At 34.5% G+C, this 16,856-nt stretch carries 12 protein-coding genes and 2 pseudogenes; 1 reads left to right on the top strand and 13 read right to left on the bottom strand.

Features of this window, described 5'->3' with window-relative positions; all coding sequences use genetic code 11:
- Positions 1-11: 11 nt before the first annotated feature.
- From C7381_RS08705 to hcp, 5 genes and pseudogenes are all read right to left on the bottom strand, one after another.
- A pseudogene (locus C7381_RS08705) lies at positions 12-159 on the bottom strand (helix-turn-helix domain-containing protein); the annotation flags it as partial.
- A 925-nt stretch (positions 160-1,084) separates the two neighbouring features.
- Positions 1,085-1,222, bottom strand: a complete 138-nt coding sequence (locus C7381_RS08575) for a recombinase family protein (RefSeq protein WP_165803585.1) — start codon at positions 1,220-1,222, stop codon at positions 1,085-1,087.
- A gap of 98 nt (positions 1,223-1,320) precedes the next feature.
- On the bottom strand, positions 1,321-1,476 hold the full coding sequence (locus tag C7381_RS08570) for a hypothetical protein (RefSeq protein ID WP_165803594.1): 156 nt from the start codon (positions 1,474-1,476) through the stop codon (positions 1,321-1,323).
- Positions 1,477-1,970: 494 nt separating this feature from the next.
- Entirely contained in the window at positions 1,971-4,508 is a 2,538-nt protein-coding gene (locus tag C7381_RS04540) for a DEAD/DEAH box helicase family protein (protein WP_116480049.1), read from the bottom strand.
- Between the two features lie 325 nt (positions 4,509-4,833).
- The gene (gene hcp, locus C7381_RS04535) at positions 4,834-6,474 is read right to left on the bottom strand and encodes a hydroxylamine reductase (RefSeq protein ID WP_116480048.1); all 1,641 of its coding nucleotides are present in this window, start codon (positions 6,472-6,474) and stop codon (positions 4,834-4,836) included.
- A gap of 248 nt (positions 6,475-6,722) precedes the next feature.
- Between hcp and C7381_RS04530 the strand changes: the two genes are divergently transcribed.
- A complete protein-coding gene (locus tag C7381_RS04530) occupies positions 6,723-7,382 on the top strand; it encodes a Crp/Fnr family transcriptional regulator (RefSeq protein WP_116480047.1) in 660 nt (219 codons plus the stop codon).
- 63 nt (positions 7,383-7,445) lie between these two features.
- Here the strand turns inward: C7381_RS04530 and C7381_RS04525 are convergent, their stop codons facing one another.
- The 8 genes and pseudogenes from C7381_RS04525 to dprA all read right to left on the bottom strand — a co-directional run bounded on the left by C7381_RS04525 (position 7,446) and on the right by dprA (position 16,855).
- Entirely contained in the window at positions 7,446-8,900 is a 1,455-nt protein-coding gene (locus C7381_RS04525) for a DUF438 domain-containing protein (protein ID WP_425433152.1), read from the bottom strand.
- 1,630 nt (positions 8,901-10,530) lie between these two features.
- Positions 10,531-10,806: a hypothetical protein gene (locus C7381_RS04520; protein ID WP_116480045.1), complete on the bottom strand. Its 276-nt coding sequence runs from the start codon at positions 10,804-10,806 to the stop codon at positions 10,531-10,533.
- Between the two features lie 21 nt (positions 10,807-10,827).
- On the bottom strand, positions 10,828-11,049 hold the full coding sequence (locus C7381_RS04515) for a DUF3784 domain-containing protein (RefSeq protein WP_116480044.1): 222 nt from the start codon (positions 11,047-11,049) through the stop codon (positions 10,828-10,830).
- 126 nt (positions 11,050-11,175) lie between these two features.
- Entirely contained in the window at positions 11,176-12,240 is a 1,065-nt protein-coding gene (gene msrB / locus C7381_RS04510) for a peptide-methionine (R)-S-oxide reductase MsrB (RefSeq protein WP_116480043.1), read from the bottom strand.
- A 160-nt stretch (positions 12,241-12,400) separates the two neighbouring features.
- Positions 12,401-14,467 (bottom strand): type I DNA topoisomerase, encoded by a 2,067-nt coding sequence (gene topA, locus C7381_RS04505; RefSeq protein ID WP_116480042.1) that lies wholly within the window; start codon positions 14,465-14,467, stop codon positions 12,401-12,403.
- A 62-nt stretch (positions 14,468-14,529) separates the two neighbouring features.
- Positions 14,530-14,649: pseudogene (locus C7381_RS08845) on the bottom strand (DprA-like winged helix domain-containing protein); the annotation flags it as partial.
- Between the two features lie 68 nt (positions 14,650-14,717).
- Positions 14,718-15,659, bottom strand: a complete 942-nt coding sequence (locus C7381_RS04500) for a sunset domain-containing protein (RefSeq protein ID WP_116480041.1) — start codon at positions 15,657-15,659, stop codon at positions 14,718-14,720.
- A gap of 101 nt (positions 15,660-15,760) precedes the next feature.
- Positions 15,761-16,855, bottom strand: a complete 1,095-nt coding sequence (gene dprA / locus C7381_RS04495; RefSeq protein WP_116480040.1) for a DNA-processing protein DprA — start codon at positions 16,853-16,855, stop codon at positions 15,761-15,763.
- Position 16,856: the final 1 nt, after the last annotated feature.

Raw genomic sequence — 16,856 nt, 5'->3', positions numbered from 1 at the left:
CTCTTCTCTAAAATTATCTTAAAGTTTTTAAATATTGTTGATTTATCTTTACCTTTTCTGCCATAAGATTTGTTATAAGTCCTGCCATGGCTATTACATCAGTCTTCTTTAATCCTTTTTTGACTTGCTGTATCCATAATTTTTATATTTAAGTGCCATAACATCACTAATTTACTCACTTTTAGATTTACTTAATTATAGCATAAATATTGTTTTCATTCAATCTTACATTGATTTATTATTTTATTTTCATTTACTATTGTCAAACATATGTGACACAAACCCTTAAAAATAAATTTTAAAAATATTTCTATTTCTTAAATTCCTATAGTATCTCATTTGAAGTTTTAAAACCCGGCATTTGTTTAGCTATGATGTTTGGTCTTGTGCTGTATTTCTTATACGTTTTGTATAATTCTTCTTTACTATTAAATCTTTTTTATCATAAAATGGTTCGTTGTCTGTTCTATATCTTCTTTCCACATGTTTTAACCGATTCAACAGTTTAAGCTGCATACTTTATATTTATCACTTCTATATTTATAAAAGAAAATTAAAATTAAATAATATTTAAATTCTAATGGTTCAACTCAGCATTTAAGCTTGTTTGCAATCGACCAAATAAAATTGGCTTCCGCAGTAATATCTATAGGTGCATCTTGTAACACAGCTTGTGATAATAAATTCTCTGACATAACATAACCCTCCAAAATAATGAGTCCAATTAATTAAATTATATCACAAAAAATAGATATTAGCTAGGTAAAGTGCGATATTATATTTTCGAATAAAAGTATAGGAATCTATAGCAAAATCCTATAATAATATTGTATTTCGAGTATTGCATAATAAAAAGCGATGCCCTGCAGCACCGCCTTTAAACTTTTCAACATTTATTCAAAAATAAACTCAACTATCTCATCCGCAATAATTTTATTTCTCCTATTTATTTCATCCCCCGTCCATAGAGGTTTGTCATCCATTTCAAATCTTTCGACAATTTTAACCGGCACGCAAAACACGCTGTCTCTGTAGCCTTTCTTTTCTTTTACCGAAGATTTGATTTTAGAGCTGAACCAATCGTTTATTCATAAGATAAATCTACGTTCTTTTCTTTAGCGTAAGATTTGATTATTTGTCTTTGATTTGAAACAGAGTTGCTTTCATTGCTGTCTCCATCTTCTCTTGAAAGGCGAAGATACATACACGCAGTATTTCTCATAACAATCCTCCTAAAATAATATTTTGGCAAATATTCGTTTAGGAAGATTTCTTCTACCACCTATATTTTACCGCACCCTATTTCTCTTTGTCAGCACCTCAAATTCTTACGTAGGATTTACATAGATACATCTCAACAATATCCAGTAAATCAAGCTTTTTACTTTCGCTTGTAGCGTAGGTTATTTTCTTAGAATAATCATCTGCTATTTGCTTTTTATCCTTATCTTTTTTAATTTCTTTTTTCTTATTCATAGTTTTAATCTCACTATTGTTTGTAATAAGTTTTATGACATTGTGAGGTGCATTGGCTGCTACATTTGAATCTCAACACCATCCCTTATTAAGACGAGCCGGCTTAAACCATTGAAGTACCATGCATCACGAGATATATTGCCAAACCTATCTTTTTTGTATTCAAATTTATCGATCTTTTTCTTTTATCCTTGGCACTTAAAAGTATTCATTTAAACCAATCTCTCAGCAGATAAGTCTAGGCATAGTTCATAATTTTCCACAATGGATAACGTCACACCTTGGTCTATTCAGTTGTCATAGATCAATTAGATATCAGCTATGTAGGATTCTTTGCTTAATAACGGACTGAACTTTTTCTTCTATCTCAAAAGCAAGAAGGATAAATTTTCCCCTACACTTTAATAGTGAAAATTTATCCTTCTTGGTAACCAGATTTATGAAATTTTTTAAAGAATGCACCTATAAAATTTTATAGATACAAAATTTAAAAGTTATTTATTTTTACTAAATGACTTTGTATATCGATTAATTATCTGATAACCATTTAGCTTGAATGAATTTAATAATTTTTCAACTTCTTTGTTATTCCCATAGACTCCATTTTTGACAACCCCTTCTGCAAACCCTCTTATTGCTTGTGAGAATTCGTCCAATAATTCAGGTGTCATAATTCTCATGTCTGGACTAGGTGATGCCTCAGTTCTGAAAGTATCACTATTATGAATCATAATTGGAGTATATTTTTCTTCAAGAATATAATGATTCTTAAACCATTGTATCGAACTAAGTAACTGCGCACAGTCATCTTTTGAAATTAATTCTGTTGTCGTTCTATTCTTACATTCAATAATTACATATTCAGAATTTGAAAATGCTAGTAAGTTATCAGGAGCTTCTCCTCCAAACTGAACTTCTGGGCGAGAGGATGCAATACCTATAACTGATGCTACATCATTAAGTGCTTTTTCAAATCGTTTCGCAGGATTATCTGAAAATTTTAAATCTTCCAATATAGCCGATACATGTAGAATATATTCATTGGCATTTAATTTATTTTCTTCAATATATTTTATAATAGAGCTAGATTGTCCATTATTTGTACTAGTTAATTTTGAAAATTGGATTCCCTTAATTGGTTTTAAAACCATAGAATTAAGGTTTCTTGCTGAAAGTAATATTTCCTGTGCCTCAGCTGGATTGCTGAAGTTCTTATATTCAGCCATATATTGCATCAATAACCCTTTAGTTTTATTATCATTTGTTTTATTCTTTTCTTGCTCTATAATCGAAAAACTTTCTTCATAATTTTCTAAGCATTCTTTTTCAAAAGCCTTCCGCATCGTAAGAATCAAAGAATCTACATTACCAGATTTATTGTACACAACATTAGATAAATAAGATTTACTAGCAGAAATCCAATCTGGGTTACGCTCAAACATATAATTAGTCAAATCAAAAATATTTTTTATAGTAGGACTTTGTGTCGATTCCATTAATTGGTCCCATAGTTGCTGAGAAAGATTCCATTGTTCTAGTGTTGCTGAACTAAAAAATTCTTTACCATGTTGATTTACAATTACATCCGCTAGTTTTTCTCCCATTAATACTATTGAGCAGAAATCATTATTTGATCTAACCCCTCTACCCATTCCCTGTTCAATTTTCTGAATTTGTTCTCTGCACAATCTGTTGTCATTTGGATTCATCCCTTGTATTGCTAAATCATGCTCACTCCATATACTTGGTAATCCATCAATAACAAGCATTCGGCAAGCATCATCTGGTAAATCAATTCCATCATACTTATTTACTAGAATTGTAATTCCCGTGAATTCTCCACTCTTTAATTTATCAACACCACTTTGTATATTATCTGCATTTGATGAAAGAATTTGACTAGAACTTATATCTTTCCAAAAATTAGCTCTATCAAAAGATGGTACAATAACTACAACATTATGCTGCTTAGCAATATTATAAATTTCATTTTTTATCTCTTCATCTGTTATCTTAGCATTTAAATGTTTAGGAAAAATTATGAGCCTTTCACCAATATCATTTGCCTTTTCAGGTGTAATGATATTTGAAAGCTCTTTTTCGTTTAATCCAATACTAGATACAAATACACTATCATCCGCTAGTGTCGCACTCATAAATATCCTACGTTGGGCTTCTTCAAAACTAGTTATTTTATTTATAGGAGTACCTTTTAATGTTATTTCGACCCTACGAGCAGAAATAACACAATTAGCTGTTTTCCAATTATCACGCATCAATGGAAGATTAAACAATACGAATGGTTCATCCTTATAATCTTCATCAGAAATACTATTATATATATTTTGACATTCTTTTTGCCAAATCCAAAATGGAACCAAGTAACTATATCTCGGATCATTTCTATCTTTTATATCACAAAAATTTTTACTTTCCTTGACTTCTGTATAATTAGATACATATGAAATTATTTTTTTATATAAATCATGATTAGATTCAATAGTTATTGTGTGTTGCTTTTCTATCGTATCTAAACAAGCGTGTACATCATCGATTATGATACTACCAATTTTAACATTATTACTCGAGCGTAACCCAAACACGCTTTTACCATTAATTAATTTGTGTATATTTGTCACTAAAATTGCTTTATTATTCTTGAAATAATAATCTTCTTCACCTTTCGCACCTTCGTTATCATAAGCAACCCTAATTCCTAGCTTTAGTGCTTCGTCGCAAACTTGCTTTATTAAAAATTTATCTGGAACAATATACACTGCAGGACCTTTTCCTTCGTTTAAACAACTCTGTAAAATTGTTAACCCCACAACAGTTTTTCCACTTCCGGTGTTCATTTTTATTATTGTATTTTTTTTATTGCGTTTATCAAACCACTTTTTCCAAACTTCTGTTTGAACATCACGAGGATACCCATAGCTTTTATCCTTTTTAGGCAATGCCATAAAAATATCTCTTGGTTCTATAGATGCTTGGTTAGAAGAAGACTTCAATTTCGAAAAATCAATAGCCATATTATCCCCTCTCTTTTATAAATAATACAAATTAAAACTCTGTAATTTTTAAATTTATTTTCTGAATATATGATATAATTATACCATTTTTAAACAAATTTTTCCATATAAAACGGTTCTCTTTGGTGGATTGTATAATCTTCCGGAATATCAAAACCGTCTCTTACAAATCCATCTTTTTCTGGCAAGTCAACGCCATAGTTTTTTGACCGGAATTTTAAATTTATTTTACTTTCCCATCAAAAAAGCGATGCACATCGCACCGCTTTTAATCATTTATTCATTTTTAAAGTTCTTTTAGTTTTTTAACCCAACCATCTCATTTTTATGCAAAGAACTTTTCCATGTCTTCATCGGCGGTGGTTCTTTGTGCTATGCCAAAGTTTTCTACAAGTACGTTCACGACGTTTTCGCTCAAGAATGCCGGAAGTGTCGGTCCGAGATGGATGTTTTTTATGCCGAGTGAAAGAAGTGCAAGGAGCACTATTACAGCTTTTTGTTCGTACCATGCGATGTTGTAGATTATCGGAAGTTCGTTTATGTCGTCAAGCCCGAATGCATCTTTTAGAGCAAGCGCAATCATCGCCAAGCTGTATGAGTCGTTACATTGCCCCGCATCCAATACTCTTGGAATTCCCCCTATGTCGCCGAGTGCAAGTTTGTTGTAGCGATATTTTGCACATCCTGCTGTCAATATTACGGTGTCTTTCGGGAGTTTTTCCGCGAATTCCGTATAGTAGTTTCTTTCTTTGTGTCTTCCGTCGCATCCGCCCATTACTACGAATTTTTTTATAGCACCTGTTTTTACCGCATCTATGATTTTATCTTTTAGAGCGAGCACTTGGTTGTGGGCAAATCCGCCGACAATTGTGCCTGTTTCAATTTCTGTCGGAGGCTCACATGTTTTTGCTTGTTCAATCAAAGCCGAGAAGTCTTTTTTGTCTCCGATTCCACCCGAGATGTGCTTTATATCTGCAAATCCCGCAGCACCTGTTGTCCACATTTTGTCTTTATATGAATCTTTTGGCGGTACGATACAGTTTGTCGTCATTAGTATAGGTCCGTTAAAGCTTTCAAATTCTTCTTTTTGTTTCCACCAAGCGTTGCCGTAGTTGCCGACGAAGTTGTCATATTTTTTAAATTTCGGATAGTAGTGCGCCGGAAGCATTTCCGAATGGGTGTATACGTCGACTCCCGTTCCTTTTGTTTGTTCCAACAACTCTTCCAAGTCTCTCAGGTCGTGTCCGGAGACAAGTATGCCCGGATTGTTTCTAACGCCGATATTTACATCTGTGATTTCCGGATTGCCATAGGCTTCAGTGTTCGCTTTGTCAAGAAGAGCCATCGCTTTCACACCATATTCTCCCGTCTTTAAGGTTAGAGCAATCAAATCATTAATGCTGATTGAATCATCCAAAGTTTTCGAGAGAGTTTCTTGTATAAACACATCCACTTCTTCATCATCTTTAAGAAGCATGTTTGCGTGGTTCATATAAGCAGCCATGCCTTTCAGACCATAAGTGATAAGTTCCCTCAAAGACCTCTTGTCATCATCTTCGGTTGATAGAACGCCGACTGCATTGCTTGCAGCTTTTATCTCATATTCATCTTCATTTCCTTGCCATAGAGCTGCATCGGAGAGTCCGTTTTTTGATTCGAGTTTCGAAAGAAGTTTAGCCTTTTTCTCCAATGTATAAGTGATAGCTTCAATGATAGCATTGCGGTCGAAGTTTGCATTTGTAATCGTTATAAAAAGATTGTGTGTGACAAGATGATTTATAGATGCGCAAGGGTTTTTCCCCTCAGTTCTTAATCTTGTAGTAGTTTCAGAAAGCCCTTTTGTCACATAGACAAGAAGGTCCTGCATAAGAGCAACTTCCGGTGTCTTTCCGCACACTCCCTTGACTGTGCAGCCTTTGTTATTTGCCGCTTCTTGGCATTGATAGCAAAACATATTATAATCCATAATTTCCCCCTTAAATCTTTTAAACATAAATTGATTTCGGCATATTTTGCCTTAATCATTATGTTGATAATGTAAACACTTTTATAGTATATTTTTTAATTTACTGAGTTTAGATATTTTTAATGTCATAACAGAAAATCTATTCATAAAAATTCTCATGCAATAACTTCCCTTTATTTCTCAGTCTATATGTATTATAATAAAGATAAATTATGTTGTATGTTGTTATAACAACGAAAGGTGGATTTATGGATTATAAATTTTTATCTGAAACAAATTTGTTTAGAGGTCTGAGTGAAGATGATATAAAAAATGTTCTCCCCTGCCTGCGGCCGGTTGAAAGAAGCTACAAGAAGAACGAGATTGTTCTTAATAGAGGCGACGTTACCGATAAAATTGGAATGGTTTTAAAGGGCGGCGTAAATATTTTTGTGGCTTCATATTGGGGACAAGGACAAATCTTCGGGCACGTAAATCCCGGCGAAATTTTTGCAGAAAATTACGCAGCAATCCCCGGCAAAGAACTTCTTTGCGATGTTATCGCCAATCATGATTCCGAAATTCTTTTCTTTGATTTCTCCGCCCTTGTTAAAACTTGCCAAAAATCATGTCCGTACCACAATGAGCTGATTTTAAATCTTATAAGAATTGCCGCAAGAAAAAATCTGCTCTTCTCGAATCGTATGATCCACACCAGTTCAAAGTCGCTTAGGGGTCGCATAAGTTCGTATTTGTCCGAGCAGGCAACCATAAACAACAGCAATCTCTTTTCAATTCCATTTAACCGCCAGGAGCTTGCCGACTATTTGAATGTGGACAGGTCCGCGCTTTCAAATGAGCTAAGCAAGATGCAGTCGGAAGGTCTATTGGAGTTTTATAAGAATTCTTTTAAGTTAAACAAAAAATAAATTTCTCTATAAATGAACACCCCCTTAAATCCGAAAACGGAAATAAGGGGGTGTTTTATTGAGCTAAAGACCCAAATGTTTTTTAATTCCTTCCATATTTTGCACAAGTTCCATTGTGCCAAGGTATGTGCCGTTTTTATCCCTTACGGCAAAATAAGATACAAGAAAATCTCCTTCTTTTTTGTTCATATAGACCTCGACTTTGTCGCGAGCTCCGGACTTGAAATCGCCGATAATTGCACGCACCATCGGCTCAATCTTCGGCGGATGACATGAAAAAACATCCCTTCCAAGTGCCATTGACGGTCGTTTGAAGACTTTTGGAACTTCGTTGAAAAATCTATTTATGTCCCCGGCGTCCACAAAAGTTACTTCAAGAGGCAATGTGTTTAAAACAGCAATCAACTCTTTTAACTTTAAAACTCCGCCCGGCATCTTGATTTCGAAATCCATATCAAGGTCGCCTTCTTCCGCTTTCTTCGCATCATCCCAAGTTTCATCTATTCCAAACGCTATATCGTAATCTTTCGAATCAAAATAAATTCCATGCCAATCTTCTTCCGTAAAATTTGCAGCACAAAGTGGAAATAAAATATTTTCTTCTTTGTAAATCATTTCCTTGGCTCGTGTCAACACCTCGACAGCCTTGTCCTTATCATAAGATTTTCTAAGGTCTCTTAAGCCGTCTCTGATTTCATCGTCAACAGTCCACATAACATTTGACGGTCCAAACATTCCATACTTTTTGTTTAAAAGCGGATAAAGCAAATCTCCCTTTTTTGCATAATGGATTGATAAATCAGAGATGCCTTTCGGAAGCTCTTCGCCGGGATTCGATAAAAATTCTTCAATGAGTTTTGATGCGCATTCATTTTCCTTTGAAAAAGTTGAGAGAGGGTGCCCGACAATCGTCTTATAATTGGCGGCAAATTGTTTTTTATTTGCCCTTTTTTCTTCCAAGCTGAGCCCATTAGCACCGACTCCATGAATTTCCTCAACGCTCATTCCATGAAAGAGCGAAGAGTGAACATCGCAAAGCTTTTTTATTTTTTCTACAGGCATGCCATCTTTTATAAGCTCTTCTTCAGCAGCCATAATCTCGCTTGCATCGACCGACTCAAAATTTTTCACAAAGTCCGCCCTCACCTCTTCCAATTGAGCCTCATCTTCAAGCCTTTGAAGATATGACTTTAAAAGAGACTTTCTCTTTTCCCTTTCATCATTCGTAACTCCTTGCTCGTCCTTTGCCAAAGCATTATTAGCAGGAGTTGAACTTGCTGCTTCATCAGTATCCGGTTTATCAAAGGCAAAGCCGTTCTTTTTAAGCGCAAGAATAATATCAATCATCTCAATTCCCTTGGTCTTTGCACCTTTTGGAATAGTCATAAACCTTCCAACAGAATTTAGCATCACAGGCTTTTTAATCTCCGAAAAACCAAGCTCATCCATAATATCCACAAGCTCCGGATATTCCTTAACAAGGTCGTAAACACTCTTATTTAAATCAATATATTTCATCATATCCTCCTTAAAAATTTTTATAACATGAATTTTATACTCAATAATAATTTAATTATATCTATATCTATAATAATACCAGAATTTCATCTAATTAATATCAAAATTTTATCTATTTTAACATAAAAATTCTATCTATTTTAGTAAAAAAATTCTATCCGTTTTTATAACAAAATTCTATCTGTTTTTATAACAAAACTCATAATGTAATTTGCAGATTTCGCTACTAACTTTATTTTATATCCCAAATAAATTATACACATTATTGATTTCAATGTATGTTGTTTTAACAACATAGGATTTAATTTTTTATTTTTTGTGATTGTTGAGCCTGAGTTTAATTAATTTTTGTGTGTTTTTAGGTGATTTAGTAATTGAATATATATAATAAAATAATTCGAATTAGTCCAAAAAAACTTTATTTTATATCTTAACTAAATTATACACATTGTCGATAGAACCGTATGTTGTTTTAACAACATACATGTATTTTTTTATTTTGTTTGATTGTTTAGCCTGAGTTTAATTAATTTTTGTGTGTTTTTAGGTGATTTAGTAATTGAATATATATAATAAAATAATTCGAATTATTCCAAAAACAACTTTATTTTATATCTTAACTAAATTATACACATTGTCGATAGTTCTTTATGTTGTTATAACAACATAGAATTTATTTTTTTGTTTTTTTGGTAACTGTAAATATTGAATATAATTATTTTTTGTTTTTTTATAATTAAAGATTTTAATACTATTATAAAATTTGACTATAAAATTTGACATGAATCAATCCAAAAACATCTTTATTTTATATCATAACTAAATTATACATATAATCGATGGAACCGTATGTTGTTTTAACAACATAGGATTTATTTTTTTATTTTTTGGTAACTGTGAATATTGAGTTTAATTATTTTTTGTATTTTTATAATTATAGATTTTGATACTATTATAAAATTTGACTATAAAATTTGTCATGAATCAATCCAAAAACAACTTTATTTTATATCTTAACTAAATTATACACATTGTCGATGGTATCGTATGTTGTTTTAACAACATAAAATGTAATTACATATTTTTAGGTTATTGTTGAAATTAATTCTATAACCAAATACGACGTGAATTATTTCAAAATTAACTTCATTTTATAGCACAACTAAAATATACACATTATCATTATACTGTATGTTGTTTTAACAACATAGAATGCAATTCCTGATTTTTAGAGAATTGATTGATATTACGTTCTTTAGATAATTTTATTTTTTATTGATAGTTATTTTGCGAACATCTAGATTGTGATTTTTAGAGAATTTATCAAGATTACGAGGTTTAAAGATTTTGATTCTTTATAATAAATATCTATTGTGCATAATTAGAGTTTTTGAATTTTTGTGTAGTGATATAGATTACACGTGTTTAGAGATTTTTGTTATTATGATGTTTGGCGATTTGTAATTTTTAATTGATCCAAAGTATATTTGCCGTGCATTACTCATCGTTGATATTGTGGATCTGCTATAAATTATTTTTTTGCACTATTATTACTAATTTTGGAATAGTAATTCTCCGAAAATATTCAACTTAATCTCCCCACAAAAAAAGCACCTACAAACATAAGTGCCTATTTATTCCCCTTAAAAAGCGAAACGGAGTTTATTAAAATTGATATTAGAACAAGCACCCAAAGTGCAGTGCTAATTGTCGGTACTGTGTCCATGAGAGCGCTCCAGTCTTTTTCGGCGACGTCTCTCGCCGCACTCGAGTAGAATGCGCACACAGTTACTGCGGTGAACGACAGGCTTAAATATCTGTACAGTTCCGCATTTTTCTTTTTCAGTGTAAAAACAATGTTTAAAACCGCGAATATTATTGCCGCGATTCCTAATACAAGCTCCATATTTCCCCCTTAGTTTCCTTCTTACAATTTTATAATAACTATAATCCCTACAATGAGTAGCACCGCTCCAATTGCAAGTTCGATTTTTCCAACTTTTTTCGCATATTCTTCTGTTTTTCTTCCCACTTTTAAATCCGATTCGTAGCCGTTTATCAAATCATATCTTTTTTTCGAGTAGATTAAGTATCCGAATGTGAGAAAAGAAACTCCGAGAAGGATAAGCATGATTTTTAAAATTAACATGATTCACTCTCCTTTCATTTATTATACCACAGACAGTGCATTATTTCACGGACAACATATTCATAAATTAAACGCAATCAAAAGCACAGTGAATTCTTAGATAGATGCAATTTTCATGTGCTTTATTTATTCTACCAAGTGTTTTAAGTATCCGTAGCCTTTCTCGTCCATTTTTTCGAGCGGAATGAATTTTAATGCTGCGCTGTTTATGCAGTATCTTAGTCCACCCTTCTCCTTCGGTCCGTCGTTGAACACGTGTCCCAAATGCGAGTCGCCGGATCTGCTTTTAACTTCGGTCCTTTCCATATTGTGCGAGTTGTCTTTGTTGTATTTTAGCACATCTTTTGAAATCGGCTTTGAAAAAGACGGCCACCCGCAACCCGAGTCGAATTTGTCGGTCGAACTGAAAAGCGGCTCGCCTGTAACGACGTCAACATAGATTCCCTTTTTGTTGTTGTCCCAAAATTCATTGTCGAATGCAGGCTCAGTTGCACTTTCCTGGGTGACTTTGTATTCTTCGCCGGTCAATTTTTTCTTTATTTCGTCATTGGACGGCTTTTTGTAATCGTCCTCGTCGATTATCACTTCATTTGCCTTTGAAAGGTCGATGTGACAATAGCCCTTCGGATTTTTCACCAAATAGTCTTGGTGATAATCTTCGGCATTATAAAAATTGTTCAGCTTTTTTACCTCAACAACAATTTCGTCATCATATTTTTGCTGTTCTTTTTTAAGTTTCTCAACAATTATATCTCTGTCGGAGTCGTCGACATAATAAATTCCCGAGCGGTACTGCGTTCCTTCATCATTTCCCTGTTTATTGAGGCTCGTCGGGTCCACAACCATCAAAAAATAACTGAGGAGTTTTTCTAGCGAGATTTTTTTCGGCTCATATTGCACCTTCACAGTTTCAGCGTGCCCCGTTTCTCCTGTCGAAACTTCTTCATAGGTCGGATTTTCGGTTTTACCGTTCGCATATCCGCTCGTCGCATCGTACACGCCGTAAATTCTTTCCATATATCCTTCGATTCCCCAAAAGCAACCGCCGGCAAAGTAAATTGTCTTTAAATCACTTGCGTCGATAGTTTCTTTCGTTTTATTTATTTTCGGATTTTTATTCTGTTTTATACAACCCACAAGAATGATTGCCGCCAAAAGAATTGCGACAAGTCTATATTTATTTCTATTCATATTATCAACCTCTGTTTTTATTTATACCCTGAGAAGTGTTAAAACAATTAACTGCAACGAATTTTTATGGCACCGGACAAACGATTTCTCTTAATTTATCATGTTCAAAATATCATTCCAAAGTTTCATTCCAACAAAAAAGGGCGTTTAGCCGCCCAATTTATTTTTTATTTCTTTCGTATTCTTCCTCATAGTCGCAGTTCAAGCATTTTATGAGATTCGTTTTTGCCTTTTTCCGTTCCGTCAATACTCCGCCACATTTCGGGCATTTCTTTTCGATTGGAAGATCGAATGACGCAAAGTCGCATTCCGGATATCTGTTGCAACCGTAGAAGACTCTGCCCCTCTTGCTCTTTCTTTTAACGATGTCACCTTTGCCACACTTCGGACACTTGATTCCGATTTTATCCTCAATCGGTTTTGTATTTTTGCATTCCGGGAAACCCGGGCATGCAAGGAATTTTCCGTACGGTCCTTGTTTAATGACCATCATTCTGCCGCAAAGTTCACACTTAACATCCGAGACTTCATCTTTTATCTCGATTTTTTCCATCTCTTCTTCTGCAACTTTCAAGTCTTTCTCAAAAATTCCGTAAAATTCTCTCAAAGCTTTGCTCCAATCTTCTTTGCCTTCCGCAATTTTGTCGAGCATTACTTCAAGCTCCGCAGTGAATTTAACATTTATAATCGACGGAAAGTATTCAAGAAGAATTTTGTTTACCAGTTCTCCGAGTTCTGTCGGCTTTATGCTCTTGTTTTCTATGACCACATAAGTCCTGTTGACAAGTGTAGAGATTGTCGGAGCATAGGTTGACGGTCTTCCGATTCCGTCGCTTTCAAGTGTTTTGATCAAGCTTGCTTCGGTGTATCTTGCCGGCGGTTTAGTGAATTGTTGTTCTTTTGTGAATCTTTCATGTGAAAGAAGGGATCCGACTTTAAACATGTTTAAGTCGATATCCGTGTAGCCCGGTTCGATGCCTGACGCTTTCATATATCCGTCAAATGTGAGCTTGTTGACCACATTTCTAAAAATGTAGTCGCCGTTTTGAAGCGAAACTTTTGTAGAAATAACTTTTGCTTTTGCCATTTGTGACGCAACAAATCTTTCCCAGATAAGTTTATAAAGCTTGTATTCTGTGTCAGAGAGATATTTTTTCATCATCGACGGCGTTCTCATAACGTCGGTCGGACGAATCGCTTCGTGCGCATCTTGAGTGTTTTTGCCCTTGTTTACATAGTGCTTAGGGCCTTCGTAATACTCTTTTCCGAATCTATCGACTATAAATTCACCCGCAGCTTGGATTGCTTCAGGTGCAATTCTCTTCGAGTCGGTTCTCATATATGTGATAAGACCGATTTCTTCTCTTCCCACTTTCACACCTTCATAGAGCTTTTGTGCAATTTGCATTGTAAAACCCGATTTGAAGTTCAATCGTCTGTTTGCATCTTGTTGCAAAAGCGAAGTTGTGTACGGAGATTGAGGACTCTTTTGTCGATTGTTTTTGCTGTTTTCAATGACTTTATATTTATTTTCGCTGCAATATTTTTCTATTTTTTTTGCAGTTACTTCATTCGGAACTGTGAGATTTTTGGCTTTTCCGTTTTCCATGATTTGCTTTAAATCGAACCACAAGTCTCCCTTTTTCTCAAACGAAGCTTTAAGATTCCAATATTCAGTCGGCTCAAACGCATTTATTTCGTCTTCACGCTTGCAGATAAGCATGAGTGCAACCGATTGCACTCTTCCCGCGGAGAGTTTATTTTTAACTTTTTTCCACAAAAGCGGACTTATACTGTAGCCCACAACTCTGTCGAGAACACGTCTTGCCTGTTGACTGTCTACGAGGTCTATGTCGATTTCTCTCGGAGATTTTATCGACTCCAAAATCGAACGTTTCGTGATTTCATTAAAAACAATTCTATTCTTTTTGCCTTCCACATCGAGCACTTTCGAAACATGCCATGCGATGGCTTCTCCCTCTCTATCGTTATCTGTTGCGATATAGACATTTGACGACTTTGCAGCCGCTTTTTTTAAATCGCTGATAAGCGGTCCCTTGCCGCGAATGGTTATATATTCAGGCTCCAAAGTTTCCATGTCGACTCCCATGCGTGAACGCGGAAGGTCCTTTATATGTCCCTTTGTTGCCAATACTTTCTTATCTTTTCCCAAAAATTTTGAGATAACACGCGCCTTTGTAGGCGACTCAACTATAAATAAATCCAATTGATCACTTCCAATATATTCTTCAAAAACTTATATTAACAGATTATTAAAAAAAATGCAAATTATTTCATTTTTAACATATAAGTGCCGCGCCTTGTCGAAACTATGAAGTCCATGAGTTCGAGTTCCGCAAGTGTGACTTGAAGCGTTGTAACGTCAAGTCCGGTTCTCGCTATAAGCTTATCGACGTTTACTTCGCCGTTTTATTAACCGCAATATAACCTTAAATGCTTGCACAATAATTTATATTTTATCTCTCAGCTGGTCTATATCCTGCCGCTTCAGCTTCTCCAATAGTATTAAACCAAATAACATTATTAACAGAAATTTTATCATAACTATTCTGCCCTTGTACGTGATAAATCTTACTTTTTATATTTCCCTTAATTGGTCCTTGCGTTGTGTCAGCAATATATGTTTTTCCCCTGTTTGTAATTTCTTCGGTCGTTTGAACCCATTTTACTTGATCAGTGTTAACTTCCTGTGATTCTGAAACAGCTTGTTGTTGATTGTTTTCATTTTCCCATTTCACTCTTTCAGTTTCATTCCAAATACCTTTATTAGCTATGCGAGCACTAGTTTCAAGTTGAACGAGCCAGTCAGAATATTTTACATAAGGTATAGATTTTGAAACTTTAGCATAACCTTGACGTACCAAATAAGCATTCAAACATTGATTTTGAAATTCCTCATAAGTTGGGTTGTATGGATGTTTAGGTAAAGTTGTCCATATATACCTATATGTTAATTGATATCCTTTATCGTCAGGTAAATCTTTTTCGATATAAATCTCCCTGCTGCCATTAAGCTTTTCTACTATACATTTAACAGTTTCTTTAAATAGATAATCCGGAACATTGTTAGAGTTGTGTAATTTGGGTGTGCCAACTCCAATAAGTTTAACTTCTGTACTAGAACCATCTATATTAACCTCAAATGTATCAGCATCGTTTATTAATGAAAGTTTAGCTTTTTTAAAATCAGCAACAGCGTCTACCCCATCATAATTATTTGTATCGAAATCATCAAAATCGTAATCTTTTGAATCATTAGTGCTTGAATAATAATGTTTTGATTCATAATTCGAAAATTTACTTGAACTATTGTAATCATCATTTTTAAGACGTAAACAATTCTCGCAAGAAAACAGAAAAATTCCAACTAGTATAATAAGTACAAACAGGTCTTTCATAATACGTACACCTTCTAATATATATTTTCATTAAATAGATTATATTATAAATCAATTTATAATGTCAAAATTTCTAAAAATTTTTATACTTAAAATGCAAATCATTTCATTTTTAACATATAAGTGCCGCGCCTTGTCGAAACTATGAAGTCCATGAGTTCGAGTTCCGCAAGTGTGACTTGAAGTGTTGTGACGTCAAGTCCGGTTCTCGCTATAAGCTTATCGACGTTTGCTTCGCCGTTTTGAAGTTCGTTTATGATTAAGTTTTGCACATCCGTAAAGTTCGTGCTCTTCTTTTCCTTTTTCGGTTCAGCAAGTTCTCGAAGCTCACGAATTTCCGAAACAATGTCCTCAACACCCATAACGAGTTTTGCACCGTCTTGGATGAGCTTATTCGTCCCCTTCGAATAGATGCTGTTTATGTTTCCCGGAATTGCAAAAACATCTCGTCCTTGCTCTGCGGCAAACGACGCCGTGATAAGTGTGCCCGACTTTTCTTTTGCCTCGACAACGACAACGCCGAGCGAAAGTCCGCTTATAATCCGGTTTCTTCTCGGAAAATTGTACGGCGCTCCTTTCATTTTCGCCGGAAACTCCGTTATAACCGCACCTTTTTCGGAAATTTCTCCATATAGCACTTTGTTTTTCTGCGGATAAATAACGTCGATACCCGTTCCCATAACCGCAATTGTTCGATTGTTTTCTTTAAGAGCCGCACGATGAGCGATTGAGTCCGCTCCGTCAGCCATTCCCGAAACAACAGTTATTCCGAGTTTTGAAATCTCGCTCGCAATAAACTTTGTCGCTTCTTTTCCGTAGTCACTCAAACGCCTCGAGCCTACAACAGCAAGTGCGATGTGATCTTCAGGTTTCAGCTCACCTTTGATATATAAAATCTGCGGCGCATCTTCGATATTTTTCAAACTGTACGGATAGTCCTCGTCTTCAATCGTCATCACGTGAACGCCGAGATTTCTATAATATTCCTTTGTCCACTCGAGCTTATCGTAGTTTTTATTTTCTAAAATATAATCGATATCTTTTTCCTTCAAAATTTCGAGACTCATAAAATCATTCTTCGTCATTTCGAAAATTTCTGAGATGTTTTCGAGACTCTCTTTGATTGCAATGATTTTTTTGTTCGACAAATTTATAGAATTTAAAAAGATATACGCATCACAATTTGAATAAGCCATA

Origin of the sequence: Ezakiella coagulans (assembly GCF_003096635.1) — a bacterium.
GTDB classification, from domain to species: domain Bacteria; phylum Bacillota; class Clostridia; order Tissierellales; family Peptoniphilaceae; genus Ezakiella; species Ezakiella coagulans.
Note: the sequence above shows the minus strand (reverse complement) of the source record. Positions and strands in the feature narration are given on the sequence as shown.

Excerpts from the sequence above, each read along its gene's own strand:
- C7381_RS08570 (WP_165803594.1), bottom strand. The coding sequence starts at position 1,476 with ATGAATAAGAAAAAAGAAATTAAAAAAGATAAGGATAAAAAGCAAATA.
- dprA (WP_116480040.1), bottom strand. The coding sequence starts at position 16,855 with ATGGCTTATTCAAATTGTGATGCGTATATCTTTTTAAATTCTATAAAT.
- C7381_RS04525 (WP_425433152.1), bottom strand. The coding sequence starts at position 8,900 with ATGAAATATATTGATTTAAATAAGAGTGTTTACGACCTTGTTAAGGAA.
- C7381_RS04520 (WP_116480045.1), bottom strand. The coding sequence starts at position 10,806 with ATGGAGCTTGTATTAGGAATCGCGGCAATAATATTCGCGGTTTTAAAC.
- C7381_RS08575 (WP_165803585.1), bottom strand. The coding sequence starts at position 1,222 with ATGAGAAATACTGCGTGTATGTATCTTCGCCTTTCAAGAGAAGATGGA.
- C7381_RS04530 (WP_116480047.1), top strand. The coding sequence starts at position 6,723 with ATGGATTATAAATTTTTATCTGAAACAAATTTGTTTAGAGGTCTGAGT.
- msrB (WP_116480043.1), bottom strand. The coding sequence starts at position 12,240 with ATGAATAGAAATAAATATAGACTTGTCGCAATTCTTTTGGCGGCAATC.
- hcp (WP_116480048.1), bottom strand. The coding sequence starts at position 6,474 with ATGGATTATAATATGTTTTGCTATCAATGCCAAGAAGCGGCAAATAAC.
- C7381_RS04540 (WP_116480049.1), bottom strand. The coding sequence starts at position 4,508 with ATGGCTATTGATTTTTCGAAATTGAAGTCTTCTTCTAACCAAGCATCT.
- C7381_RS04515 (WP_116480044.1), bottom strand. The coding sequence starts at position 11,049 with ATGTTAATTTTAAAAATCATGCTTATCCTTCTCGGAGTTTCTTTTCTC.
- C7381_RS04500 (WP_116480041.1), bottom strand. The coding sequence starts at position 15,659 with ATGAAAGACCTGTTTGTACTTATTATACTAGTTGGAATTTTTCTGTTT.